Annotated in this window: 23 protein-coding genes and 1 pseudogene; 13 read left to right on the plus strand and 11 right to left on the minus strand. The window is 67.4% G+C overall.

Translation table 11 applies throughout. From position 1 onward, the window contains the following. Nucleotides 1–209 precede the first annotated feature (209 nt). From QF050_RS11010 to QF050_RS11020, 3 genes are read left to right on the plus strand one after another with little or no spacing between them, the layout of a single operon-like run. Nucleotides 210–1,001: an electron transfer flavoprotein subunit beta/FixA family protein gene (locus QF050_RS11010; RefSeq protein WP_308930462.1), complete on the plus strand. Its 792-nt coding sequence runs from the start codon at nt 210–212 to the stop codon at nt 999–1,001. 14 nt (nt 1,002–1,015) lie between these two features. Continuing rightward, nucleotides 1,016–1,963 carry an electron transfer flavoprotein subunit alpha/FixB family protein gene (locus QF050_RS11015; RefSeq protein ID WP_308930463.1) on the plus strand — a complete coding sequence of 316 codons (948 nt, stop codon included), beginning with the start codon at nt 1,016–1,018 and terminating at the stop codon, nt 1,961–1,963. Nucleotides 1,964–1,967: 4 nt separating this feature from the next. Continuing rightward, entirely contained in the window at nt 1,968–2,747 is a 780-nt protein-coding gene (locus QF050_RS11020) for a PIG-L deacetylase family protein (RefSeq protein ID WP_308930464.1), read from the plus strand. 79 nt (nt 2,748–2,826) lie between these two features. On the opposite strand, the gene QF050_RS11025 is transcribed toward QF050_RS11020, so the two are convergent. The 4 genes from QF050_RS11025 to QF050_RS11040 all read right to left on the minus strand — a co-directional run bounded on the left by QF050_RS11025 (nt 2,827) and on the right by QF050_RS11040 (nt 5,930). Further along, nucleotides 2,827–3,666 (minus strand): anti-sigma factor, encoded by an 840-nt coding sequence (locus QF050_RS11025; protein WP_308932151.1) that lies wholly within the window; start codon nt 3,664–3,666, stop codon nt 2,827–2,829. Between the two features lie 10 nt (nt 3,667–3,676). Next, a complete protein-coding gene (locus QF050_RS11030; protein WP_308930465.1) occupies nt 3,677–4,285 on the minus strand; it encodes a sigma-70 family RNA polymerase sigma factor in 609 nt (202 codons plus the stop codon). Between the two features lie 209 nt (nt 4,286–4,494). Then, on the minus strand, nt 4,495–4,962 hold the full coding sequence (locus tag QF050_RS11035; RefSeq protein ID WP_308930466.1) for a tRNA (cytidine(34)-2'-O)-methyltransferase: 468 nt from the start codon (nt 4,960–4,962) through the stop codon (nt 4,495–4,497). 23 nt (nt 4,963–4,985) lie between these two features. Then, nucleotides 4,986–5,930, minus strand: a complete 945-nt coding sequence (locus tag QF050_RS11040) for a J domain-containing protein (protein WP_308930467.1) — start codon at nt 5,928–5,930, stop codon at nt 4,986–4,988. A gap of 180 nt (nt 5,931–6,110) precedes the next feature. Between QF050_RS11040 and QF050_RS11045 the strand changes: the two genes are divergently transcribed. After that, complete coding sequence (locus tag QF050_RS11045; protein WP_308930468.1) at nt 6,111–6,806, plus strand: hypothetical protein; 696 nt, start codon at nt 6,111–6,113, stop codon at nt 6,804–6,806. Here QF050_RS11045 and QF050_RS11050 read toward each other — a convergent pair. Beyond that, nucleotides 6,776–7,234, minus strand: coding sequence for a hypothetical protein (locus QF050_RS11050; protein ID WP_308930469.1), 459 nt, complete (start codon nt 7,232–7,234; stop codon nt 6,776–6,778). The two genes, QF050_RS11045 and QF050_RS11050, sit on opposite strands and share 31 nt — an antisense overlap. Before the next feature lie 87 nt (nt 7,235–7,321). On the opposite strand from QF050_RS11050, the gene QF050_RS11055 reads away from it, so the two are divergent. From QF050_RS11055 to QF050_RS11095, 9 genes are all read left to right on the plus strand, one after another. After that, nucleotides 7,322–7,987, plus strand: coding sequence for a helix-turn-helix domain-containing protein (locus QF050_RS11055; RefSeq protein ID WP_308930470.1), 666 nt, complete (start codon nt 7,322–7,324; stop codon nt 7,985–7,987). A gap of 63 nt (nt 7,988–8,050) precedes the next feature. Next, nucleotides 8,051–9,280: a cysteine desulfurase family protein gene (locus QF050_RS11060; protein WP_308930471.1), complete on the plus strand. Its 1,230-nt coding sequence runs from the start codon at nt 8,051–8,053 to the stop codon at nt 9,278–9,280. Between the two features lie 161 nt (nt 9,281–9,441). Next, nucleotides 9,442–10,575, plus strand: a complete 1,134-nt coding sequence (mnmA, locus tag QF050_RS11065) for a tRNA 2-thiouridine(34) synthase MnmA (RefSeq protein ID WP_308930472.1) — start codon at nt 9,442–9,444, stop codon at nt 10,573–10,575. 251 nt (nt 10,576–10,826) lie between these two features. Continuing rightward, nucleotides 10,827–12,461, plus strand: coding sequence for an ABC transporter substrate-binding protein (locus QF050_RS11070; protein WP_308930473.1), 1,635 nt, complete (start codon nt 10,827–10,829; stop codon nt 12,459–12,461). A 127-nt stretch (nt 12,462–12,588) separates the two neighbouring features. Continuing rightward, nucleotides 12,589–13,680 (plus strand): ABC transporter permease, encoded by a 1,092-nt coding sequence (locus QF050_RS11075; RefSeq protein ID WP_308930474.1) that lies wholly within the window; start codon nt 12,589–12,591, stop codon nt 13,678–13,680. Between the two features lies 1 nt (nt 13,681). Beyond that, entirely contained in the window at nt 13,682–14,695 is a 1,014-nt protein-coding gene (locus QF050_RS11080; RefSeq protein WP_308930475.1) for an ABC transporter permease, read from the plus strand. Continuing rightward, a complete protein-coding gene (locus QF050_RS11085; RefSeq protein ID WP_308930476.1) occupies nt 14,692–16,407 on the plus strand; it encodes an ABC transporter ATP-binding protein in 1,716 nt (571 codons plus the stop codon). The genes QF050_RS11080 and QF050_RS11085 overlap by 4 nt, the downstream gene beginning before the upstream one ends. Nucleotides 16,408–16,516: 109 nt before the next feature. Then, entirely contained in the window at nt 16,517–16,924 is a 408-nt protein-coding gene (locus QF050_RS11090) for a chorismate mutase (RefSeq protein WP_308930477.1), read from the plus strand. Then, the gene (locus QF050_RS11095) at nt 16,921–17,988 is read left to right on the plus strand and encodes a hypothetical protein (RefSeq protein WP_308930478.1); all 1,068 of its coding nucleotides are present in this window, start codon (nt 16,921–16,923) and stop codon (nt 17,986–17,988) included. Before QF050_RS11090 ends, QF050_RS11095 begins: the two co-directional genes overlap by 4 nt. A 3-nt stretch (nt 17,989–17,991) precedes the next feature. Here the strand turns inward: QF050_RS11095 and QF050_RS11100 are convergent, their stop codons facing one another. The 6 genes and pseudogenes from QF050_RS11100 to QF050_RS11125 all read right to left on the minus strand — a co-directional run bounded on the left by QF050_RS11100 (nt 17,992) and on the right by QF050_RS11125 (nt 23,902). Continuing rightward, the gene (locus QF050_RS11100) at nt 17,992–18,705 is read right to left on the minus strand and encodes a DUF4166 domain-containing protein (protein ID WP_308930479.1); all 714 of its coding nucleotides are present in this window, start codon (nt 18,703–18,705) and stop codon (nt 17,992–17,994) included. A gap of 41 nt (nt 18,706–18,746) precedes the next feature. Further along, a complete protein-coding gene (locus QF050_RS11105; protein WP_308930480.1) occupies nt 18,747–20,039 on the minus strand; it encodes a DUF58 domain-containing protein in 1,293 nt (430 codons plus the stop codon). Further along, a complete protein-coding gene (locus QF050_RS11110; RefSeq protein WP_308932152.1) occupies nt 20,039–21,052 on the minus strand; it encodes a MoxR family ATPase in 1,014 nt (337 codons plus the stop codon). Before QF050_RS11110 ends, QF050_RS11105 begins: the two co-directional genes overlap by 1 nt. A 546-nt stretch (nt 21,053–21,598) precedes the next feature. Further along, nucleotides 21,599–22,261: pseudogene (locus QF050_RS11115) on the minus strand (DUF4350 domain-containing protein); the annotation flags it as partial. After that, nucleotides 22,258–22,902, minus strand: coding sequence for a DUF4129 domain-containing protein (locus tag QF050_RS11120; RefSeq protein ID WP_308930481.1), 645 nt, complete (start codon nt 22,900–22,902; stop codon nt 22,258–22,260). The pseudogene QF050_RS11115 and the gene QF050_RS11120, both read right to left, overlap by 4 nt. Continuing rightward, on the minus strand, nt 22,892–23,902 hold the full coding sequence (locus tag QF050_RS11125; RefSeq protein ID WP_308930482.1) for a glycerophosphoryl diester phosphodiesterase membrane domain-containing protein: 1,011 nt from the start codon (nt 23,900–23,902) through the stop codon (nt 22,892–22,894). The genes QF050_RS11120 and QF050_RS11125 overlap by 11 nt, the downstream gene beginning before the upstream one ends. Nucleotides 23,903–24,344: the final 442 nt, after the last annotated feature.

The following is a 24,344-nucleotide window of genomic DNA, read 5'->3' on the forward strand; positions in this document are numbered from 1 at the left end:
CGACGGCGGCGTCCCCACCCTGGGGGCGCCGCCGTCGGCATTCGCGGCGCAACAGAAAGCCTGACACAGGCGTTAACGGAACAGGGCGCCCGGACGCGTCGATATGGTTAGCTAGGAGCTACCCGCCTGCCGGGCATTCCGCGGCCATGACCCACCCGGCTGGCTGTCCACAAGCATGGAAGGCTGCTGTAAACACAGTGGAAGAGACATTGAAGATCGTAGTCCTGGTCAAACATGTACCGGACGCCCAGTTCGACCGCCACCTCAATGGCGAGGGCAATACCGCGGACCGCGACGAGAGCATCCTGTCCGAGCTCGACGAATACGCCCTGGAAGCTGCCCTGCAGCTTGCCGAGGCGAGAGGCGGAAGCAAGGCCGGCAACCAGGTCATCGCCCTGAGCATGGGCCCTGCCGGGGCCGTCAACGCCGTGAAGAAGTCGCTACAGATGGGCGCCACCGAAGGCGTTCACCTCACGGACGACGCGCTCGCCGGCTCGGATGCCGCTGCCACCTCGCTGGCGCTCGCGGCCGCCGTCCGGCACCTGGGCGGCGTGGACCTGGTCCTCACCGGGATGGCGTCCACCGACGGCGAGACCTCGCTGGTCCCGGCCCAGCTGGCAGAGCGGCTCGGACTGCCGCAGGTGACCTTCGCTTCCTCGCTGGAGGTCGACGGCGGCCGGCTCACCGCCCGCCGCGATGCTGACACGTCATCGGAAACCGTGGAAGCACCGCTGCCGGCGGTGGTGTCCGTCACGGACCAGATCAACGAGCCGCGGTACCCCAACTTCAAGGGCATCATCGCGGCCAAGCGCAAGAGCATCACCACGCTGTCCTTGGCCGACATCGGCGTGGACCCTGCCCAGGTTGGCTTTGCCGGGTCATGGACCACCGTCACCAGCGCCGAAGAGCGGCCGCCGAGGACTGCCGGCACCATCATCACCGACGAGGGCGACGCCGGCATCAAGCTGGTTGACTTCCTGGCCGCCCAGAAGCTGCTCTAAGAGGGACGTTCGACATGACAAAAGTACTCGTATTCATCGACAACCCCGGAGCCTCGCTCAAGAAAAGCAGCCTTGAGCTGCTGACCCTGGCACGTTCGCTGGGGGAGAGCACCGTGGCGATCAACGGAGACCTTTCCGACGACGTCGCAGCCACCTTCGCGGAATACGGTGTGGGCACCGTCCTGCACCCTTCGGCCAATGACCTGGGCGACTTCCTGGTAGCCCCCAAGGCCGCCTACCTGGCCGCCGCGGCAGAAACCACCGGCGCCGGAATCGTGCTGGTGGACAACTCACCGGAAGGCAAGGAAATCGCGGCGCGGCTTGGCATCAGGCTCAACGCCGGCGTCATCACCGACGTCGTTGCGGTGGACCCGGACGGCACCGCGCACAAGTCCGTCCTGGCCGGTTCATACAACACCGCCTGCAAGGCCACCACGGCCGTTTCGGTGCTGACGCTCAAAGCCAACAACGTGGCACCGGAACCGGCATCAGCACCCTCCACGCCCGAAACGGCAACCGTGGAGGTGCCCGCCGTCGCAAACGCCGCACGCATCACTGCCCGCGAGCAGAAGGTTGCCAGTGGCCGCCCGGACCTCACGGACGCCCGGATCGTCGTGGCAGGCGGCCGCGGCATGGACGGCGACTTCGGTCCCGTGGAGGAGCTCGCCGATGCCCTCGGTGCTGCCGTAGGTGCTTCCCGCGCCGCCACTGATGCGGGATGGATCAGCCACGACGCGCAGGTGGGGCAGACCGGCAAGACGGTTTCCCCGCAGCTGTACATTTCCGCCGGCATCTCGGGCGCCATCCAGCAGAAGGCCGGCATGCAGACGTCCAAGGTGATCGTCGCTGTCAACAAGGACGCCGAATCACCCGTCTTCGAAATCGCGGACTTCGGCATTATCGGCGACGTCTTTGATGTCCTGCCGCAGGCCGCGGCCGAGATCAAGAAGCGAAAAGGCTGATTCGTTGACTGCTTCCAGCGAGCAGGCAGGGAGCCCGTTCAACCCGGACATTCACCGGGTTGGGCGGGTGCTCTGTTTTGCGGCCCACCCTGACGACATCGACTTCGGCGCCGCAGGCACCATCGCCGCGTGGACGGCGGCAGGGGTCGAGGTGAGCTACTGCATCATGACCGACGGCGATGCCGGCGGCTTCGACCCGGCCCACCGCGCGGGCATCATCGCCATGCGCGACGCCGAGCAGCGCCGGGCAGCGGAGCTGGTGGGTGTCACTGACATCCACTACCTCCACCAGCGCGACGGCTACCTCGAGGCCTCGCACGAGGTGATGAAAGGCGTGGTGCGGCTGATCCGCGAAGTCCGCCCCGACGTCGTCCTGTCCATGCATCCGGAACGGAACTGGCAGCGGATCCAAAAGAGCCACCCGGACCACCTGGCGGTGGGGGAGGCGGTGACCCGGGCCGTGTACCCGGCGCTGGAGAACCCGTTCGCCTACCCGGAACTGGCGGAAGCGGGCCTGGAAGCCTACAAGCTGCCGTGGCTCTGGCTTTATGCCGGACCGGAGGAGCGGGAAAACCATTTCGTCGATGTCACCGCCCGGGTGGATGCGAAACTCGCCGCGATCCACGTCCACGTCAGCCAGCATCCCGATGTGGAGGCCATGGAAGCCACCGTGCGCCAGGGTATGCGCACCAACGCCATACGCGCTGGCATGCCCCAAGGGCGCAGTGCCGAGGCCTTCCACGTGGTGGCGGTCAACGGGCCCGGCACCATCGCAGGCTTCTAGGACCAAAGAAGCGCCCCGTTCCCTTGATGGGAACGGGGCGCTGTCACGTTGATCGCCGTTGCCGGCCCCGGAATACGGGTCAGGCTCCGAGCGGTGCCGCCGCAACGGTGGGCAGCGTGGGCGACTTTGAACCGCCGGCCGGTTCTACGGTGATGCCCAGCGATGCAGCCGAATGGATGCCCTGGACCACGGCAGGCTTCGAGAGTGCCTGTTCGTCCATGAGGCCCTGCGATACGGGGGCCGATCCGTCCTTGGGAATGAGCCACATCTGGTAGACCTTGCCCGCCGGTGGAGCGGGCACGCCGCTCATTTTCACCACAGCGGCATCCTCCGACGCGGAGATCAGCACCGTGGCCTTGCCGCCGCCCTGGACGTTGACGGAAGCCTCGCGCAGGTCACCGGCGCGGACAACCTGGTTGACGGGATCATTCTGGTCAGCCAGGTAGGCGCCCACCCCGACGCCGCCCAGCGCAATGGCTGCCGCGGCTGCAACTCCCACCAGCCAGCGCCTCGTGCCTGACGGGCCGCGCTCTGCCCGGCGTTTGCGGGCCTGGGCGAGCTCGTCCGTTGGCTCTGCCGGCTGCGCCGCTCCGGCGGCCGGCGTCGCCGGCTTTGCGCCGGTACGGCCGCCGGCCGCGGGAAGCTGGGCCACAATCCGATCGAACAGGTCCGACGGCGGCTCCTCCTCCACGCGGAAGGTACGGGCCAGCGTCTCCCGGGACTGGCGGACGCGCTCAAGGAAGACCAGGCGCTCCGTCTCCGGCGCGGTGGACATGTAGTGGTCAATGGCGTCGCGTTCCTGCTCCGTAACCGCGTCAAGGGCGTAGAGTTCGGCGAGGTCGACGGCCCGGCCTGCGGCAAGGTCCATGGCGACGGTGTCGCCGAAAGCACGCGAACGCTCGTTGCGGCTGCTGTCCATTTCGCTCATCTCAACTCACCCCCAGACAGGTTTTCAATCGGATCAGTCCATCGCGGATGCGGGACTTGATGGTGGGAACAGCCGCATTCAGCCGTTCTGCGACTTCCCGGTACGTCAGGCCGCCGTAGTAGGCCAGTCGCACGGACTCCTGTTGTGTTTCGGTCAGCGTCTCCAAACAGCGGACCACCGCCTCAGCCTCGAGCCGGCTTCCTACTTCGTCAGAAACGCTGTCATGGTCAATATCCTGCGTGCTGGCCCCGTATTTCGCTTCCCTGTCCGTGGAGGACTGCGAGGAACGGACCTTGTCCACCGCACGCCGGTGCGAGATGGTCATGAGCCAGGACAGCGGGCTTCCGGCCTGGGGATCGAACTTGGCCGCGTTCTGCCAGACCTGCAGGAAGACTTCCTGCGTGGTGTCTTCGCTGAGTTCGGGATCGATCAGGACCCGCCGTGCCATGCCGAAAACCCGGCGGGACGTGAGTTGGTAGAACTCGGCAAAAGCGGCTTGGTCCCCTCGGGCGACAGCGGCCAACAGGGCTGACAGGCGCTGGCTGATGTCGGCAGGGGGATCAGTCACCGCGGCGGAGCCCTCGGGATTCGGCGCGTTGGGAGTTTCCATCACATCCAAGCATAAGTCTCCGGCGGGGACTTCCCGGGCAGTGCCGGTCCCGTCGCGGTGCCCGCGCCTGGAATGCGCCTCCAGTAATGTCACCTGCCGCTCCTTGCTCCGCTCGAATGTGTTCAAAAGGCATTCGGAGCCGGGCAGCAAACGGATGGGGTGGACGCAAAACATATTGCCGCGCCCGAGCGGTCCAGTCTGGCGGGGTGCTAGAGCCTGGCGCCGGCGAAGCCTTGCTGGCGCCAGGCCTCGTACACGGCAATGGACGCGGCGTTGGCGAGGTTGAGGGACCGCAGCGCCGGCAGCATGGGCAGGCGCACAGTGGCGCTCACATGGGGGTCGGTCTTCAGCTCTTCCGGCAGGCCGACAGATTCGCGGCCGAACATCAGGACGTCGCCAGGCTGGTACGGGATGTCCGTGTAACTGGTTGTACCGTCCGAGGTGAAGGCGTAGACGCGCTCCGGCTTGAGGTGTTCCCAGGCGTCTTCGATGCTCCGGTGGACCGTCACGACGGCGAGGTCATGGTAGTCGAGGCCTGCCCGGCGCAGCTTGGCATCTGAGAAGTCGAAGCCCAAGGGTTCCACGAGATGCAGTTCAGCCCCGGTGATGGCGGCCAGCCGGATGGCGTTGCCGGTATTGCCGGGAATTTCAGGGGCATGGAAGAGGATGCGGAACACCTCCCCATCCTAGCCAACCGCTGTCAGTGCATGCCGCGCAGCAGCCTGGCCAGGACCGGGACATTCACGGTGTTGGGGGCGGGTCCGGCTGCCAGGAACTCCTTCAGGCCGCGTACCAGGCCCGCCGCGTTGACGATCTGGACCGTTTCCAAGGCCCCCGCCGGGCGGCGGTGGTGGTCGATGACTGGCTCATGGAGGTTGCCGTCCGGGCTGAAAACCACGGTCCACCCGGTGACGTTCAGCTCGGGGAAGATGTCCTGCATGGCCCACACCACCTGGGCAAGCTGGGGCGGCGCCACGGCGCGGCCCCCGTGGTTGAGCGTGCGGCCGTCCCAGGCATAGGCTCCCTTGGGCAGGAGCATCGAGTTGACCAGGGCGAGGCGGTAACCGGACAGTACGGCGTGGTCTATGTGGCTGTTGTCCGCCGGCGATTGCAGGCCGTTGATGAGCCGGGCCGCGGGGATGGCCGGCAGCACCTGGCGTGACAGGAGCTGCACGGTGCGCATTTCCCGCTGGATGCGGGCCTCGGCACCGAAGATTCCCCTTTTTCGGGGCATCCCATGCACCTGCTGGCGGGCCTGCTCGAAGGGAATCAGCGGAACGTTGCCGCTCCCTTCGTAGGGCGGAACGTAAACGGGCGGGTCCCCGGCGGTGTTCCGGCCGCCGCCTGGCCTGCGGACTGTGGCGGACGCCCGGCTCCCTGCCGCCGGTGCATCAAAGTGGGCGCCGGCGTCGGACGGAGCGGCCCCGGCGGTACCCGCCGCGTAGGACCGGTCGTAGGCCTTGCGGCGCTGCGGATCGATCAGGGTCTCGTAGGCGGCGGTGACCCGGCGGAACGTTGCGGCGTCACCGCCGTGGTCCGGGTGGGCGGTCCTGGCAGCACGCCGGTACGCCACTTTGATCTCTTTCTCGGTGGCCGTGACAGCCACACGGAGGACCTGGTAGTGGGAGCTGCTGCTCTCGGTCAAGCAATCTTCCTCTTCTTCATGCGCCCCGGGGAAAGCGGGGTGCCCGCCCAGTCTAGCCAGCGCGGATGGCTGACCTGCACTGACAACGAGTGTCCGGGGTGCGCGGGTTCCCCGCGGCCGGCGTTTAGACTCGTGGATGCACAGCCGAACACCGGCTGGAGGGGATGCGACGGGGTGGGAATGTATTTGCCGACGACGGCCGGGCCGGCGGGCCGGGAATGGCACCTTGGGGTGCCGCTGGCCATAGCCGGGGTGGGGATTGTGCTGCTGGCCGGCTGCAGCGTGGATGTCCGTGACCCTGCGGCCACCCAAGCGCCGCCAAGTACGCCGGCCCTGTCCACCCCGACGATCACCCCGGGCCACGACGCGGCGGCAGTGGCAGCCCGGGACCTGCCTTTCGGGGCCGGGGGCACCCTGGCCCCGGGCGTCCCGGTAGGTATCTCCGATGAGCTGAAGCGGGCCCCCGGGTGGAAGCCGGTCAAGGAGAACGTGTCCGGCGCAAGCCAATACGCCAAGGCTGACGGCTGCGTTGTTGAGGCCCGGGTCAGTACCGGACAGGGGCCGCTGGTCCGCGGGGACGACCGGGAGTCCACCGTGGCCCTGTTCCAGTACCTGGACGCCACCATCCAGCCCTCGTACTTGAAAACGGAAACGTTGCAGTGGGGCGGCAGCCTGGACGAGCCCGGCAAGAGCGTCGAGGTGCTCGCCCTGGAGCCGGCAGCACACGGCGGAAAGTCGACTGCGGTCCTGGCGAGGGTCTTCGGCACCGCGGGTTCGTCGGCCTACATTTCCGTGTCCTGCCCGGATCCGGGCAGGCTTGCCGCTGCGCGCAATGACGTGGCGCGCTACTTGCCGTTGGTGCCGCCGTCGGCCTGAGCCAGGCCATCCGGCGCGGCCCGGTTGCCTGCCGACAGCCGGTTGAGAGCCAATGCGCCCACCAGCAGGCCGAAGTCACGCAGGGCTACATCGTAGAAGCTTCCCAGGAGCAGCAGGTTGACGATGATCCCGGCCAGCCAGGCGGCCACAAGGAGTGAGCCGTAGCGGGGGCGGACTGCCACGGCGATGCCGGCGATGATCTCCACGACGCCCACCACGTACATGAAAGTCTTTGGGGCCAGGGGTACCAGGGCGGTGGCCTGGGGCGCCAGGTATACGGTCCAGTCGGTGAGGATGTTCGTGAACTTGTCCAGGCCAAACAGGATCGGGGCGACCGTAAAGACGGTACGCAGCAGCAGGAAGGCCTGCCGCGTGGCCGACTCCGTGGCCGGTGCATGGTGGGTGTTCAGTGCCGATGCTGATTTCATGATGCACTCCTTCTAAAAGTAGGTATGCCAATTTTAGAAATTTCATGTTCTATAATCAAGAGATCTTGACTATGGATTGGCGGACCCGTGTATCGACTTCCCTGGGCGGACAGGATTGCAGCCGTCGCCTCCCTCACCGACGCTAAACGGCTGCAGCTTTTCGAACTGGTCGCAGCGGCCCCGCGGCCGGTGGGCCGGGACGAGGTGGCTGAGTCCGCAGGCATGGCGCGGAGCACTGTCTCGTTCCATCTGGACAGGCTGGTCCAGGACGGGCTGCTGGCCGTGGAGTTCCACAAGCCTCCCGGAAAGGCGGGCCCGGGTTCCGGACGGCCGGCCAAAATGTACCGGCGGGCGGGAGGGGAAGTGGGGGCGTCGGTACCGGACCGCAACTATGACCTGGCCGGCGAGCTGATGGCGGCCGCCATCGAGGCCTCCCAGGCCGGGAGCGGGCCGGTCGGCGAGGCGCTGCGCGCAGCCGCCTTCCGGAAGGGCCGCGAGCTGTCGGCGGCGGCAGGGAGCATGGGGGAGTTCCTGGCCCAGGCGGGCTACCGGCCCCAGGACGACGGCGACGGCGGCTACCTGCTGCCCAACTGCCCCTTTCACAGGCTTTCCAGCCAGCACGCGTCAGTAGTGTGCGACATGAACGGCGCATTCCTGCGGGGAGCGGCGGCCGGGTGCGGCGATCCCGGGGACCGGGTAGCTCCGGTCGACCTTCCCGGTCACTGCTGCGCGAGGATCACGGGCGCCTCATGAGTGGCGCCCCCGGCTGCTTCCTGAAGCCGGGGCCGCCTCGCCAGTCAGGGCTAGAATTGGACGGTGCCCGCCTACCTCGACCATGCCGCCACCACGCCACTGACCGGTGCGGCCCTCACCGCCCTGACGCGTGAACTGGCACGCACCGGAAACCCTTCGTCACTGCACGGGTCCGGCCGCCGCGCCCGCCGCGCCGTGGAAGACGCGCGCGAAACCATTGCCTCGGCGGCAGGAGCACACCCTTCAGAAGTGATCTTCACCTCCGGCGGCACCGAATCGGACAACCTCGCCGTGAAGGGCTTGTACTGGTCCCGTGTGGCAGAGGACCCAAGGCGGCGCCGGATCCTCTGCTCCGCCGTCGAACATCACGCCGTGCTGGACACCGTTGAATGGCTCGAGCGCCACGAGGGCGCGGCCGTTACCTGGCTGCCCGTGGACAGCGAGGGCGTGGTGGATCCCGGCATCCTGGCGGCGGAGCTCGCGCGGGACCCCGGCAGTGTGGCGCTGGTGACCGTGATGTGGGCCAACAACGAGGTAGGCACCATCCAGCCGGTCCGCCGCATCGTGGAGCTGGCCCACGCGGCCGGCGTTCCGGTCCACTCCGACGCCGTCCAGGCATTCGGCTCCCTTCCCGTGGACTTCAAGGAATCCGGCCTCGATGCGATGTCCATTTCCGGGCACAAGATCGGTGGTCCTGTCGGGGTTGGCGCGCTCCTGCTGGGCCGCTCGGTCAAGCTGACACCCGTGCAGCACGGCGGCGGGCAGGAACGCGACGTCCGTTCCGGGACGCTGGACACGGCGTCCATAGCGGCCTTCGCCGCCGCCGCGGAAGCCGCCATCGCAGCGCGCCCCGAGGAAGCTGTACGAATTACCTCGCTGCGCGACCTCCTGGTGGACGGCGTCCGCGAACGCGTTCCCGAAGCCATACTCCGTGGGGCGCCAGGCGATGGCCGGCTGCCCGGCAACGCGCACTTCACCTTTCCTGGATGCGAAGGGGACTCGCTGCTGTTCCTCCTGGACCTGGCCGGCATCGAATCGTCCACCGGTTCTGCCTGCACCGCCGGCGTACCGCGGCCCTCCCACGTGCTGCTGGCCATGGGCCTGGACGAGGAAACCGCGCGGGGTGCCCAGCGGTTCAGTCTGGGACACACCTCCACCGAGGCAGACGTCGATGCCTTGCTTGCAGCGCTGCCCGAGGCGTATTCGAGGGCGCGCCAAGCGGGGATGGCCGGGCATGAGTCCAGCATTCAAACCGCAGGAACCGTGGCACGGCAGGCGCTGCACGGCAACTGACCCGGCGGGACCCAGGTGGCCTGGACGAGCTTGCCGGGGAAGATCCCGGCGCCCCGGTGCGATTTGCGCGGGGCCGTAGAATGGATAGGCGAAGATCGTTTCCGCCGCCCGGCATTGCCGGCCGGCCCCCGGTAAGCCAGCGTCCCCAACAGAAAGCCAGCATGCGAGTACTAGCAGCCATGAGCGGCGGAGTTGATTCCGCCGTTGCCGCCGCCCGCGCGGTCGAGGCCGGGCACGACGTCGTCGGCGTCCACCTTGCCCTGTCCCGCATGCCCGGAACCCTGCGCACCGGCAGCCGCGGCTGTTGCACCATCGAAGACTCCCGCGACGCATGGCGTGCCTGCGATGTGCTCGGCATCCCGTACTACGTCTGGGATTTTTCCGAGCGCTTCAAGGAAGACGTCGTCCAGGACTTCATCGACGAATACGCTGCCGGCCGGACTCCCAACCCCTGCATGCGCTGCAACGAACGCATCAAGTTCGCCGCCCTGCTGGAGAAGGCCATTGCCCTGGGCTTCGACGCCGTCTGCACCGGCCACTACGCCAAGGTGATCGAGGACGCCGACGGCAACCGGGAACTCCACCGGGCAGCCGACTGGGCGAAAGACCAGAGCTATGTCCTGGGTGTCCTGACGCACGAACAACTCAAGCACTCCATGTTCCCGCTGGCCGACACCCCGTCCAAGGCCGAGGTCCGTGCCGAAGCGGAGCGCCGTGGCCTCTCCGTCGCCAACAAGCCGGACAGCCACGACATCTGCTTCATTCCCGACGGTGACACCGCCGGCTGGCTCGCCGAAAAAATCGAGATGACCACCGGTGACATCGTGGACGAGTCCGGCGCCAAGGTGGGGGAGCACCCGGGAGCCAACGCCTTCACGGTGGGCCAGCGGCGCGGACTCAAACTGGGCACCCCGGCGGCCGACGGCAAGCCCCGCTTCGTCCTGGAAATCCGGCCCAAGGAAAACAAGGTCGTCGTGGGACCTGAAGCCCTGCTCGCCATCGACGAGATCCGCGGCATCAAGGTCTCCTGGGCAGGCCTTCCCATTCCCGAGGTGGACACGGGGGCGGAGTTCAACTGCCACGCCCAGGTCCGCGCGCACGGGGATCCCGTACCCGCCAAGGCATGGACGGAGCCGGCCCTGGATGGTGCTTCCGGCAGCCAGCTGGTGGTCCGGCTGGAGGCTCCACTGCGCGGTGTGGCCCCGGGCCAGACCGTGGTGCTGTACCAGGGCAGCCGCGTGCTGGGCCAGGCCACCATTGACGCTGCACGGTCCCTCCAGCGGGCCGCGCTGTAATCAAGCCGTTGCCAGTACCGCCACGGTTTCGCCGTGGCGGTACTTTGCTGTACCCGGGTGCCTGCCGTACACGTTTCCGCTGCGCACCGCCGGGTAACTATTGGGAAAATATTGTGTTGCAACTCACAGAAAAGGCCGTCTTGAGGGCTGACTCTCTGATTGAATCTAGGGATCAGCACTGCACGCCGGCGTCTGGGGCTATCAACCTGTGACCGCGGGCGTGCGCGTACTCATCGGAAAGAAGTTCACAGATGATCAAGAGCACAACGGCCCTGCACCGCGCCATCGCGCTGGCAGGCATCTCCGCCCTGGCCCTGACAGCCTGCACAGGGCCCTCCGGCGGCGGGGGAACGTCCACCGGCAGTGCCGGCGGCGGTGCCATTACTTTCGGAACCACGGACAAGGTCGTAACCCTCGACCCCGCCGGTTCCTACGACGCAGGCTCCTTCCTGGTGATGAACCAGGTCTACCCCTTCCTGATGAACTCCAAGCCCGGTTCGGCCGAGGTCAGCCCGGACATCGCTGAGTCCGCGTCCTTCACCTCGCCCACCGAGTTCACTGTGAAGCTCAAGCCCAACCTGAAGTTCGCCAACGGCCACGCGCTGACTGCCTCCGACGTGAAGTTCTCCTACGACCGCGTCATCAAGATCAATGATCCCAACGGTCCCGCATCGCTGCTGTCCAACCTCAAGTCGGTTGACGCGAAGGACGACACCACCGTGGTGTTCACCCTCAAGGCAGGTAATGACCAGGTCTTCCCCAGCGTCCTTGGCACCAACACCGGTCCGATCGTGGATGAGGAAGTCTTTCCGGCCGACAAGGTGATGAGCGATGAGGACATCGTTGCGGCCAAGCCCTTCGCTGGTCCCTACACCATCGATTCCTACAAGAAGAATGAACTCGTCAGCCTCAAGAGCAATCCTGACTACAGCGGGCTGCTGGGCAAGCCGTCCAACGACAGCGCCGTGATCAAGTACTACGCGGACTCCAACAACCTGAAGCTGGACGTCCAGGGCGGCAACATCGACGTTGCCGGCCGCAGCCTCACCGCCACGGACGCCGCAGACCTTGGAAAGGACTCCAAGGTCAAGGTCTACAAGGGCCCGGGTGGCGAGCTGCGCTACATCGTCTTCAACTTCGACACCATGCCGTTCGGCGCCAAGACGCCCGAAGCCAACCCTGCCAAGGCCCTGGCCGTTCGCCAGGCCATGGCGGACATAGTTGACCGGCAGGCCATCTCGGACCAGGTGTACAAGGGAACCTATGTTCCCGCCTACTCGGTGGTGGCGGACGGACTGCCCGGCGCAATCCAGCCCATGAAGGACCTGTACGGGGACGGCAGCGGCAAGCCGAGCCTGGACAAGGCAAAGAAGGTCCTCAGTGACGCCGGGATCACCGGTCCGGTCACCGTGAAGCTGCAGTACAACCCGGACCACTACGGCAAGTCCTCGGGTGACGAATACGCCATGGTCAAGGAACAGCTGGAGAAGTCCGGCCTGTTCACCGTGGACCTGCAGTCCACCGAATGGGTGACGTACTCCAAGGCGCGCACCTCTGACGCGTACCCCGTTTACCAGCTCGGCTGGTTCCCGGACTACTCGGATGCGGACAACTACCTCACGCCATTCTTCATCCCGGGCAACTTCCTCAAGAACCACTATGAGAACCCGACTGTCACGGACCTGATCCAGAAACAGCTGACCACACCGGACAAGACCGAACGCCAGAAGCTGATCGGCGATGCCCAGACGGCAGTGGCGAAGGACCTCTCCACCCTGCCGCTCCTGCAGGGCTCGCAGCTCCTGGTGGCGGGGGCTGACGTTAAGGGTGTCGAGAAGACCCTTGACCCCTCCTTCAAGACACGCCTTGGCGTGCTGTCCAAGTAAGCAGTCCACCCCCATCGGGCTCTGACGGGCCGGAGGCGGGACGCCGCAATGGTGTCCCGCCTTTTGCCGGTCATCAGCCAGCAACGAGGGGAATGCTGGCTCCCGGTCACCACGAATCCAGGTACCGATGACAACTTTGATTGACGCGCCGCCCAGTGATGCCGACGCGCTCCTTCCGTCCACGAAAAAATCTGCAGGGGGAGGGCTGGGCCAGTACATCCTGGTCCGCTTCCTGCTGATCTTCCCTACCATCCTCATCCTCGTCACCTTGGTGTTTTTCCTCATGCGGATCACCGGCGACCCCATCACCGCCGCCATGGGCGGCCGCCTGCCTCCGGAGCAGTTGCAGGAACGCATCCACGCCGCCGGCTACGACCGGCCGCTGTTCGTGCAGTATTTCGAGTACCTGGGGCAGCTCGCCACGGGTAACTTCGGCACCACGCTCTCGGACAACCGCAAGGTCAGCGAGATGCTGACCACCTACGGCTCCGCCACCCTGGAACTGGCCATCAACGCCATCATCGTCGCGCTGCTGGTGGGTATCCCGCTGGGCATGATCGCGGCCCACCGGCGCGACCATCTGCCGGACGCCGTGCTGCGGATCCTGGCGATCCTCTTCTACGCCACCCCCGTGTTCTTTGCCGGCATGCTGCTCAAACTGGTGTTTTCGGTCTGGCTGCACTGGCTCCCGGTCGCCGGCCGCGCCGGGACGCGGACCGAACTGTCGCTCACTGCCCTGGGAGCGCCCACCGGCATCTACTGGCTCGACGCCCTGCGCAGCGGAAACTCGGCAGCCTTCAGCGACGTGATGTCCCATGCGGTCCTCCCGGCGCTGGCCTTGGGCCTCCTGACAGCAGGAATCTTCCTGCGGCTGGTCCGCACCAACGTGATCGGCACCCTCGGGAAGGACTACGTCGAGGCCGGCCGTTCACGCGGCGTCAGTGAGTTCCGGCTGGTCACCAAGCATGCGTACAAGCCTGCCCTGATCCCGATCATCACGGTCATGGGACTGCAGATCGCTGTGATGCTCGGCGGCGCCGTGCTCACCGAAACAACCTTTGAGTGGAAAGGCCTCGGATTCCAGCTGGCCAACTACCTCACGGCGCGCGACTTCGTCGCCGTCCAGGGCATCGTGGTGCTGCTGGCCGTCATCGTCGCCGTCACCAACTTCATCGTGGACATCGTCGCCGCGTTGATCGACCCACGCGTGAGGTACTGACATGACTGCCGAGACCACCCTGGAACCCGTGGCCAACCCGCGGGCACCCTTCTTCCGGCGGCTGCCGGTTGTTTCCCATTTCAACAAGAGCGTCGGACTGCAGCGCTTCATGCTGGTCGTAGGCATGGTCCTCACCGGCGTCTTCCTGCTGACCGCGCTGACCGCTCCGCTGCTGGCCCCGTACGGCTTCGCCCAGCTCTCGGATGCCGACGGCAGCTTCCCCACCCAGCAGGCCCCCGGCGGCAAGCACCTTTTGGGCACCACCGTTGGCGGTTATGACGTCCTCTCGCGGGTCATCTGGGGCACCCAGACGGCACTGCTGGTCATCATCGTCGCCGTGATCCTCTCCATCTTCGCCGGCGTCATCCTTGGCCTGGTGAGCGGCTACATCGGCGGCTGGCTGGACCGCATCCTGGTGGTGGTCGCCGATGCGATTTACGCCTTTCCGTCCCTGCTGGTCGCAATCGTCATGGCCATCGTCATCAGCGGCGGCCAGTCCAGCCTGCTGGGCGGGATCCTGGCTGCCGCCATCTCCATCACCGTCGTGTTCATCCCGCAGTACTTCCGGGTGATCCGGGCCGAAACCATCAGGCTGAAGGCGGAACCCTTCGTCGAATCGGCCAAGGTGGTGGGCGCCTCCAACATCCGGATCATGACCCGGCACATCTACCGCAACGCCACCCGCACGCTGCCGCTGATCTTCACGCTCAACGCTTCCGAATCCATCCTGACCCTCGCCGGGTTGGGCTTCCTGGGCTTCGGCATCGAACCAAGCTCAGCCGCGGAATGGGGCTTTGACCTGAACAAGGCGCTCGCCGACACCACGTCCGGCATCTGGTGGACGGGTCTGTTCCCAGGCCTCGCCATCGTCTGGACAGTGCTGGGGCTGACGCTCGTGGGCGAAAGCATCAACGACCTCAACGATCCGCGCCTCCGCGGGCGGAAGCGGATCAGCCGAAAAGCAGCTGCCGCTTCAGTTGGACCCGGCACCGAAACAGAATTGAGCAACCCGTGACCGAAAACCTGGGGTCCGTTTCGGACCACACGGAACAGGACCGCAAAACTGTCCTGGAGATCGACCACCTGCAGGTCACCTTCGCGACCGATGGCGGCGACGTCCATGCCGTCAAGGATGTGAACCTGGAAGTCCGGGCCGGCGAAGTGTTGGCCATCGTGGGTGAATCCGGCTCCGGCAAGACTGTCACCGCCAAAACTATCCTGGGCCTGCTTCCGGAAACGGCTGTGAGTTCCGGCGCGGTGCTGATCAACGGCACCAACGTCATCAGCCTCAGCCCCGGGCGGCTCCGCCAGATCCGCGGCCGCGATGTGGCCATGGTCTTCCAGGAACCCTCCACCGCCCTGAACCCTGTGTTCACGGTGGGATGGCAGATCGCCGAAGGCATCCGTGCCCACGCCGGGGCAGACGGCAGCGGGCGCGTGTCAAAGAAGGAAGCCAAGGAACGGGCCATCGAAGCCCTGCGCAAGGTGGGGATCCCGGACCCCGAACACCGCGTCAACTACTACCCGCACCAGTTCTCCGGCGGGCAAAAGCAGCGTGTGGTGATCGCGGCAGCCCTGGCGTTGAATCCCGGCCTCATCGTCGCTGACGAACCCACCACGGCCCTGGATGTCACAGTCCAGGCGGAAATCCTCGAACTCCTCCGGGACCTGCGGGACAAGTACGGCACCTCGATCGTCCTGATCACCCACAACATGGGCGTGGTGGCCGATCTCGCCGACCGGGTGGTGGTGATGTACCGGGGCGACATCGTCGAAGAAGCCACGGCAAAGACGTTGTTCGCTGAACCCCGCCAGGACTACACCCGCAACCTCCTCGCTGCGGTGCCGCACCTGGGCCGCAACTCGGCGTCGGCCGGCCTCACCAAACGTCCGCACCAGGACGGGGAAGTGCTGGTGTCCGCCGATAACCTGGTGATCGAGTACCCGGGACGGCTGGGAACCCCCGCCTTCAAGGCGGTGGACGGCGTCAGCTTCACCCTGTCCAGGGGCGAGGTGTTCGGCCTCGTAGGGGAATCAGGATCCGGCAAGACAACTATCGGGCGCGCCATCGCCGGGCTGAACCGGACCACCGGCGGCAGCCTGAAGGTTCTGGGCTACGAAATGCTGAACCTTCGCGAGCGCACGTTCAAACCGCTCCGCAAGGACATCGGGTTCGTCTTCCAGGATCCGGCCGCTTCCTTCAACCCGCAACTGACCATCGGTGAGTGCATCGCGGAGCCCATGCTGATCCACACCCGGCCAAGCGAGGCCCAGGCCCGCAAGCGCGTCAGCGAGCTGCTGGAATCGGTGCAGCTGCCGGCGTCATACGCGGGCAGGTACCCGCACGAACTCTCCGGCGGTCAGCGGCAGCGGGCGTCACTGGCCCGGGCCCTGAGCCTGAACCCGCGCCTGCTGATTGCGGATGAGCCGACGTCGGCCCTGGACGTTTCGGTACAGGCGAAGGTCCTGGAATTGTTCAAGGATATCCAGGAGGAGTTTGGCTTCGGCTGCCTGTTCATCAGCCACGACCTAGCCGTGGTGGACATCCTGTCCTCCTGGGTGGGCGTGCTGTACAAGGGCAAGCTGGTGGAGCAGGGGATCGGCAGCCAGGTCATGGGCAACCCCCAACATGACTACACACGCCGCCTGATTGCCTCCCTGCCGGTGCCGGACCCGGCCGAACAGGCCAAGCGCCGGGAGGAACACCGGGCGCTGCTGGGCATCTGAACCTGCCCCGCGCAGTTACGGGCGGAACTGGAGGCGCCGGTGCCGGCAGTCAGCTGGCACCGGCGCTTCACACCCGCGTCGATTCCATCGGCTCCCCTAGACTGGGACCATGACGCAGCACAACCCCAGCTCTCCCGGCTCCGACGATTTTGATCCATCCGCCAGTTCACTGGCAGGCCACGTGGATAATTCGGTGATGGCTGAACTGCTGTCCATCCGTTCCAGCATCGACAACATCGATGCCACCTTGGTGTACCTGCTGGCCGAACGTTTCAAAGCCACGCAAAAGGTGGGCTTCCTGAAGGCCGCACACCGGTTGCCCGCAGGCGACCCCGGACGTGAAGCCGCCCAGATCGCACGGCTGCGGCGCCTCGCCGAGGACGCCCACCTCGATCCGGCCTTCGCGGAAAAGTTCCTTAACTTCATCATCGGCGAGGTCATCCGCCACCACGAGGCCATCGCCGAGGACCACCAGGCTTCGGCGGAGGCCAACCCCCACACCTCAGCACTGGCGTGAGCCGGGAGCAGCACCAACCAGGACCGGGCCCGCAGGCGGCCGTTGCTCCGCCGCAGGAAGTCACGGCCACCGGCCTGGGTCCGTGGCCCGGCGATGATCCGCTCGAAGCCGCCCGGATCATCCGCGGCGAGCTTGGCAGCCCGCACCTGCCTTTCCTGGCCGAACTGCCGGACCGCGGCGTTGGATCCGACGCCCTGGGCCGCACTGCATCGCTCCTTGAGGAACTGGCGGTGGACGTCCAGCCTCACGGATGGCGGCTGGTTGACCGTCCCGGCAAGGACATGCGGCGGGCAGCCTCGGCACTGTCCACCGACCTGAACGTCCTGGCCGACGTGGCCGGCGCCGAAGACGTACCGGCCCGGGAACTGAAGATCCAGCTGGTGGGGCCGCTCACCCTCGCCGCCGGTTTATACCTGCACAACGGGGAGCGCGCCTTGCTGGACCATGGTGCCCGCCGGGACCTCGCTGCCTCCTTGGCCGCCGGGGTGGGCGGCTACCTTGGCCGCGTTGCCGCTGCAGTACCGGGGACCCGTCTGGTGGTTCAGATCGATGAGCCGGCGATTGCGGCGGTGCTGGCCGGAACAATTCCCACCGCCAGCGGGTACCGGACCCTCCGGGCCGTCGCGGCCTCCGAAGCACGCGAGGCCTGGCGCCTGGTCCTGGACGCCCTCCGCGCAGCCGGAGCGGCCGACGTCGTGGTGTCCGTACCGGAAATCGAAGCACCCATCGAGCTGGTGCTGTCCGCGGGGGCCGACGGGATTGCCTTGCCGTTGAAGGCCCTGACCAACAGGCAATGGGAACAGCTCGCCGGGGCCGTTGAGGCCGGTAAGCAATTCTGGGCCGGCGCATTGGAGGTATCAGGTGGCACGCTCCCGCGGGTGGAAGATTGCGTGGAATCGATATGGCGTCCCTGGCGCCAGCTGGGCCTCCCGGCCCAGCTGCTCAGCACTGTCCGGGTGACGCCCTCCGCGGGACTGGCAGGACACACCCCGGCCCAGGCAACTGCAGTCCTGGGCAGGCTAACCCAGGTGGCGGACGGGCTCAACCAGCGGGTGCTGGGGTAAATCTCAGACCCTGTTCTCCCAGCGGTCCGGCTGGGCGTAGCGGGGGAGGAAGCTCTGGGCGGAGCTGCCGCCGGAGTAGGGACGCAACCGGTAGTCGAAAGCCCCCGCATACACCAGGACCAGACCGATCTGCGGCTGGATCACTTTCACCTGGATCCGGTGCCTCCCATCGGGGCCTTCGGCAGGGTCCCACCATTGCTCCGCGTAGGCTTTCGCGTCCAGGGCCCGGGGGAGGGGCACCCGGAGCGGCCCGAGGAAGAGCCGCGAAGCCTCCGATACGCCGCGCAACCTTCCTTCAGGGGTGACGCTCAAGTTCAGGTCCGTTACGAGCCGCCGGTACCGGCCAACGTAATCCACCAGCTGGGCGCCGCCGCCGCGTGTGGTGACGCTCGTGGTGTCCTGGAAGAGCCGGGTACGCCCGGGGAAGCGGATTTCGCGGCGTGCGGTCAGGCTGGAACGGCCAAACGGATCCTGGTGCGCATGGTTCTCGATCCGGAACGGTACGTCTTCACCGTATTCGGGAAAGAAAGCCTCTTCGCCGCTGGTGAGCCGCAGCAAAGGGCGCAGCCACCGCTGGCGGCAGCCCACGACGTCGAACGTTCCTTCGCCCACGCCGTACTGGCCTGATCCCGGGGCCAGCGAGAAATACTCCTGCAGTTCGGGCTGCAGGCGTGAGAACTCTGAGCCCAGGGCCTGCTGGTAGATCGGGACGCTCATGGTGACCTTCTGTTGCATATGGCGGACGGCACCCGCCGGTTTCACAATCTACCCGCAGCTTTGAGCCGGATGTACATGTCCGCGAGCCGGGGCGGCAGTTCATGGGGTTCAGCGTCCACCACTTCCACTCCATAGCGCCGCAACTCGGCGGTCAGGGCTGCGCGCTGCAGGAGGGCGCGCTCCGCGGCAGCCGCCCGGAACACGCCGGTGGCATCGTTGCGCTCGCGGAGCATTGTGCCCAGCTGCGGGTCGCGGACGGCGGCCACCACCACGACGTGCTGGCTTGCCAGCCGTTCGGCGGCCGGGAGCAGGCCCTCCTCCGGCGCACCGCCGTCCAGTGACGTCAGCAGGACCACGAGGGACCGATGCGCCGAGAGGGCCCGGACCTGCGCCGGGACCGCCGGCCAGTCCATCTCGATCAGCTCGGCTTCCAGCGGGGCCATGGCCTGCACCAGCCTGCCCAGGATGTTTCCCTGCCCGGCGGACGCGGCGCGTGCCCTGGTCCGCCGGTCGAACGCGACAAAGTCCACCCGGTCGCCGCCCCGTTCGGCCAGGACGCCCAACAGCAGCGCTGCCTCCATTCCGGTGTCCAGGCGGGTTTCATCGCTGATCCTCGCGGCGGACGTCCGGGAGGTATCAAGGACCATGACCACCCGTCTGTCCCGCTCTGGGCGCCAGGTGCGGACCACCACCGCGGAGCGGCGGGCGGTGGCGCGCCAGTCGATCGAGCGGACGTCGTCGCCCCGGACGTAATCGCGCAGGGAGTCGAACTCGGTGCCGGCGCCGCGGATCTGGACGGCGGCCTTGCCGTCGAGTTCGCGCAGCTTCCTCAGCTTCGAGGGCAAGTGCCGCCGGGAATGGAAGGGCGGCAGGACCCGCAGCGAGCCGGGGCACCCGATGGTGCGCTGGCGGGCCGCGAGGCGGAGCGGGCCAAAGGAACGGATGGTTACGTGCCGCGTTGTGAGGTCCCCGCGCCGGACGGGTCGAAGCCGGACCGTGTACCGCCGGCTTTCGCCTGCCGGCACGTCGATCTCCTGGACCGGGTTCCGGGCGCCGGCGGACGGTTGCCAACCGTCCCTGGCCGAGCCCCGCAGCGGCCGGCTGCCGTCATTGCTTACCGTGAACACCGCCTCCACCTGGTTGTTGAGCGTCACGTTCCCAGGCGCCGGGCGCACCAGGCTGACCCGCCGCAACGACCCTGCGAACAACAGGTCGGTACACAGCAGTGCCGCCAGCACGGCGACGGTGGCCAGGACGGTCAACCAGCTCGGAACCAGCAGGACCGGGACAAGGCCAAGCAGCACCACCGCTACGAAGCGCCCCGAGATGGCCATCAGCGGGGAACGGGAACGGACGCCAGGATGCTGCCCAGGACATCATCCACCCGGACCCCATCCATCTGCGCCTCAGGTTGCAGCGCCACGCGGTGGCGCAGGCAGGGCAGTGCGAGTGCCTTGACGTCATCGGGGGTGACGAAGGGGCGGCCGGAGAGCCACGCCCAGGACCTTGACGTGTTGAGCAGGGCGGTGGCACCACGCGGGGAGACCCCCAGGTGGAATGACGGGGCGTTCCGCGTGGCCCGAACCAGGTCCACAATGTAGCCGATGATTTCCGGTTCGACAGCCACCCGGGCAACTGCCTCGCGGGCCCGTTCCAGGTCCTCCGCACCGGCCACCGCCTGCACGCCGGCGGCAGCCAGGTCGCGGGGATCGAACCCGGCCGCGTGGCGCCGGATGACCTCGATCTCGTCCTGGCGCTGCGGCAGCGGCATGCTGAGCTTGAGCAGGAACCGGTCCAGCTGCGCCTCGGGCAGGGGATAGGTCCCCTCGTACTCCACCGGATTCTGGGTGGCGGCCACCAGGAACGGTGCCGGCAGTTGCCGGGCGCGGCCGTCCACGGACACCTGCCGCTCCTCCATGGCTTCAAGGAGCGAGGCCTGGGTCTTGGGTGGCGTCCGGTTGATCTCGTCCGCGAGCAGGAGATTGGTGAACACCGGCCCCTCCCGGAAGCTGAATTCGGACGTGTGGGCGTCGTAGACCAGCGAGCCGGTGACGTCGCCCGGCATCAGGTCCGGCGTGAACTGCACGCGTTTGGTGTCCAGGCTCAAGGCCGAGGACAACGCCCGGACCAGCAGGGTCTTGGCCACGCCCGGGACGCCTTCCAGCAGCACGTGCCCCTGCGAAAGCAAGGCGATCAGGAGGCCCGTGACAGTTGCGTCCTGCCCCACCACTGCCTTTGCCACCTCGTGGCGGACAGCGAGGAGCGCCTGCCTCGCTGCGTCGTCGTTCTCTGAATTGCCGCCGCCCAACGAATTGAGGACCTGCGGTCCGCTGCTGTGTTCGCTCATTGGGTCATGACCTCTTTCTCGAGTTTGTCCATGGCCTGTGACCAGGCCACCAGGCGGGCTTCGGTTGCGGGGCGTTCGTTCACGAGCGTGCGCACGGTGGCCGGGATCCCTGCCCAGGAGCCGGGCCGCGGCGGCTACGAGGTCCTCGGCTCCGGCGCCGGGGCCCAGCCGTAGTTTGGTGGAAAGCCGCGCCAGCATGCCGGCCCGCAGGTTGTCCCGGGCCTGGTCTATGGCACGCGAGTCCTGGTAGAGCCTGGCGCGTCCTTCCGCGGTCTCAACGGCTTTGACCACCACCGGCAGCGGCTCGAATACCAAAGGCCCATGCCTGCGGCCGCGCCACACGATTGCCGTCACTGCCACCAGGAGCAGCCAGGGCCCCAGGAACCGGGCCCAACCGGGTGCCAGGTCATCCAGGGTCTTCCCGTGGCCTGTCACCGTAACGTCCTCCAGCGAGGGCAGGTACCAAACGAGGTCCGGCGAGGGGCCGAGCAACCTGACCGCCAGCGCAGCGTTTCCCAGGTCGTCGAGCTTGTCGTTGCCCAGGACGGCCGTACTTCCCAGCACCGCCGTCCGCTGGTCGCCGCTGATGGCGAGCATCCCGGCGGTTCCCGCTGCCCGGTAACAGGTGGTGCCGCCGTCGTACACGAATCCAGCCTGACCGGTTACCTGGCCCGCGGCGTTGGCGTCGGCCTGGCTGCACCTCGGGTCCAGGACAGGGATGGCGTCGGGCACAACGCCGGCCTGATGGATGCCGTTGTCCAGGGCGGCGAGGGTGTCCAGCCTGGGGGAGATGACTACCACGTGGTCCGCCGCCGCCGCCAGGGCCGAAAGCTGAGGCTTACCAAGGATGCCGTTCCTGTCGTAGATCAGGAGTGTGGGGGAGGAGCTTGACCGGAGGTCGGCCAGCGCCGCATCGAAGCGGCCCGGGGTGTGGATGGTCACGCCATGGCGGCCGAGGATTTGCGCGAGCGCCTTGCCGCCGTTGGGTCCGGCATTGTGGACGGAGAGGGGAACGGTGTCGCCCTTGGGTGCCAGTTGCGTTCCGATGATGAGTGCCAGCGCGGCAACGGCCACCACCGCCGCGGCCGCCAGGCCGCGGTGGTTCCGGATCCAAGCGAAGGGTCCGCGGCGCCGCGGACCGTGCCCGGTGGCAATCCCCGCTCCCGGGGCGTTTCGGCGGCCGGCGCCCGCCGCTGGCAACCCGGTCATGGCACGGGTGCCGTGCCATCGGAAGCGGAGGATGCGGGCTTCATGGCCTCCAGCCTGGTATCGAGTCCCGCCATTTCGTCGTACTGCCCGCTGCCGGCCGGCCGGTTTCCGTAGCGGATCCCGTCAAAGGTGGACGCTGCCCACTTCAGGGGCCCGGCTTCGGCCGCGAACTGGACGGACAGAGCCCGCGCCACTTCGTCTGCCGTCCTGCCGGGTTGAGGGTCCAGTACCGTGCGGTGTTCGGCGTTGCGGACCACGGCACGGAAGCGGTCGACGACGGCGTCCCCCCAGTTTCCCGCCGCGGCCGCAGCTTCGGCGCGGGCACGGTAGTCCGTGGCTGCCAGCGGGGTTTCCTGCTCAAAGACGCCCTCGGCCTGCCGGGTGCGGGCGTTCAGCCGGGGGCGCGCAAGGATGATGGAGGCCGCGATGATCGCGGCAATGACGATGGCGATGGCGATCCCGGGGACCGACGGGGCGTCCCCGCGGGAGCCATCCAGGGATTGCAGCCAGTCCAGGAAGTTCCGCCACAGGGTGTCAAGCAAGGACGGGGCGGCATCCCGGTATTCCGGTTTGGCCAGCTCCTCAGCCGCCCATCGCCGTGCCTCTTCGGCGCCGGGAAGCACCGGCGGCTCAGCGGCCATAAGGCCAGGCTCCCGGCGCCTCGCCGTGCCCGGGGTACGGGGCGTTGGCTGCCGGCCGGGGTTCCCGGCCCGGGATGCCGTCAGGATCCGCCCCGGTCTCCGCCTGGCGCAGCAAGGTAATGTCAAGGCCGTCCTTGCGCATCCGCAAATCCATGTAGAGCAAGGCCATGACGGACGTCTGGAAAGCGACGCCCACCCCGCCGACCAAAGCGCCCACAACAGCGGTGACAATGCCCAGGACCACTGCCAGCGTGGCGTCTTGTCCGCTGCCGCCGTGTGGCGAGACGACGCCGGCCAGGACTGCCGGCAGGAGGCTCACCGGAATCAGGACCACCTGGCTGACGACACCGACCAGGATGGACACCACCAGGGTGATGCCAAGGATCCGCCACCAGTTGGCCCGGGTCAGCTCCCACGAACGCCGAAGCGCGGCGAAGACGCCAAGTTCTTCAATGACGACCGCGGCCGGTGCCACCATGAGCTTGATTCCCACCCAGGCGAAGACGGCGACGAAGCCCAGGACCAAGGGCACGGCAAAAAGGGACGCGGCGCCACGAACGTTGGAGAAGAAGAGCGCCAGGATGACGGCCAGCAGCACCAGGGCCGCAATTCCCGCTGCGACCAGCAGGGAAGCCAGCCCGATCAAGGCCCCGATCCTGGGCCGTGCCAGCGACATCATCCGACGGAAACCGGTAGGGCGGTTCAGGACGGACCGGGCCACGGGCACCACCATGGCGCCTTGGAGGACGGCTGACAGGAACACGGACAGGATGGTCACCACGGCGGCGCCAGCCATCAGCCCGATGGCCATGGGCGTGATATCGCCGCGGGTGGCAGTGCGCGCCCACTCGCCGAGGGAGACGGCGGACGATGCACTCACGGCCGTGACCACGGCGGTGATGATCGCTGCCAGGGCCTGTGTCAGGAGGCCGGCCCCCACCATTGCCTTGGCATTGCGTCGCATCGCCTGGAACGAACCGTCCAGCACTTCGCCGAACATCAGCGGCCGCAAGGGAATGATGCCCGGCTTGGGGGGAGCGATGTAGCGCGGTTGACCGTAGGGCGGGCCGCCATAGGGCGCGCCGGAGTAGGGGGACCCGTTATACGGGCCGCCGTATCCGGGGGCTCCATAGGGTTGGCCACCATGTGGGGGTTGGCCGGGGTAGGGGCTGCCGTGCTGCGGGGTGCCCGGCTGTGGACCGTGTTGTTGCCACTGGGGCGGCTGGGGCGGCTGTTGCCAGGACGGAGGCTGCTCCCAGGCCGGGGGCTGCTGCGCTGCTTGCGGCTGCTGTCCTGCCGGTGGCTGCCGGCCGGCCGGGGGTTCCCACGGCTGCTGCCAACCTGGCGGTTGCTGCCAACTTGGCGGCACCGGGCCGGGGCTGCCCCCGGCGGCTGATCCGCCGTCGTCAGTTCCATCGCCGGGCTCCTGCCGGGGCTCTCCG

The sequence above is a fragment of the Arthrobacter sp. SLBN-112 genome (assembly GCF_030944625.1).
Classification (GTDB): domain Bacteria; phylum Actinomycetota; class Actinomycetes; order Actinomycetales; family Micrococcaceae; genus Arthrobacter.

Excerpts from the sequence above, each read along its gene's own strand:
- QF050_RS11080 (WP_308930475.1), top strand. The coding sequence starts at position 13,682 with ATGACTGCCGAGACCACCCTGGAACCCGTGGCCAACCCGCGGGCACCC.
- QF050_RS11120 (WP_308930481.1), bottom strand. The coding sequence starts at position 22,902 with ATGGCCGCTGAGCCGCCGGTGCTTCCCGGCGCCGAAGAGGCACGGCGA.
- QF050_RS11025 (WP_308932151.1), bottom strand. The coding sequence starts at position 3,666 with ATGGACAGCAGCCGCAACGAGCGTTCGCGTGCTTTCGGCGACACCGTC.
- QF050_RS11070 (WP_308930473.1), top strand. The coding sequence starts at position 10,827 with ATGATCAAGAGCACAACGGCCCTGCACCGCGCCATCGCGCTGGCAGGC.
- QF050_RS11045 (WP_308930468.1), top strand. The coding sequence starts at position 6,111 with ATGTATTTGCCGACGACGGCCGGGCCGGCGGGCCGGGAATGGCACCTT.
- QF050_RS11090 (WP_308930477.1), top strand. The coding sequence starts at position 16,517 with ATGACGCAGCACAACCCCAGCTCTCCCGGCTCCGACGATTTTGATCCA.
- QF050_RS11050 (WP_308930469.1), bottom strand. The coding sequence starts at position 7,234 with ATGAAATCAGCATCGGCACTGAACACCCACCATGCACCGGCCACGGAG.
- QF050_RS11075 (WP_308930474.1), top strand. The coding sequence starts at position 12,589 with ATGACAACTTTGATTGACGCGCCGCCCAGTGATGCCGACGCGCTCCTT.
- QF050_RS11030 (WP_308930465.1), bottom strand. The coding sequence starts at position 4,285 with ATGGAAACTCCCAACGCGCCGAATCCCGAGGGCTCCGCCGCGGTGACT.
- QF050_RS11105 (WP_308930480.1), bottom strand. The coding sequence starts at position 20,039 with ATGGCCATCTCGGGGCGCTTCGTAGCGGTGGTGCTGCTTGGCCTTGTC.
- QF050_RS11125 (WP_308930482.1), bottom strand. The coding sequence starts at position 23,902 with ATGTTCGGCGAAGTGCTGGACGGTTCGTTCCAGGCGATGCGACGCAAT.
- QF050_RS11110 (WP_308932152.1), bottom strand. The coding sequence starts at position 21,052 with ATGAGCGAACACAGCAGCGGACCGCAGGTCCTCAATTCGTTGGGCGGC.
- QF050_RS11100 (WP_308930479.1), bottom strand. The coding sequence starts at position 18,705 with ATGAGCGTCCCGATCTACCAGCAGGCCCTGGGCTCAGAGTTCTCACGC.
- QF050_RS11015 (WP_308930463.1), top strand. The coding sequence starts at position 1,016 with ATGACAAAAGTACTCGTATTCATCGACAACCCCGGAGCCTCGCTCAAG.
- mnmA (WP_308930472.1), top strand. The coding sequence starts at position 9,442 with ATGCGAGTACTAGCAGCCATGAGCGGCGGAGTTGATTCCGCCGTTGCC.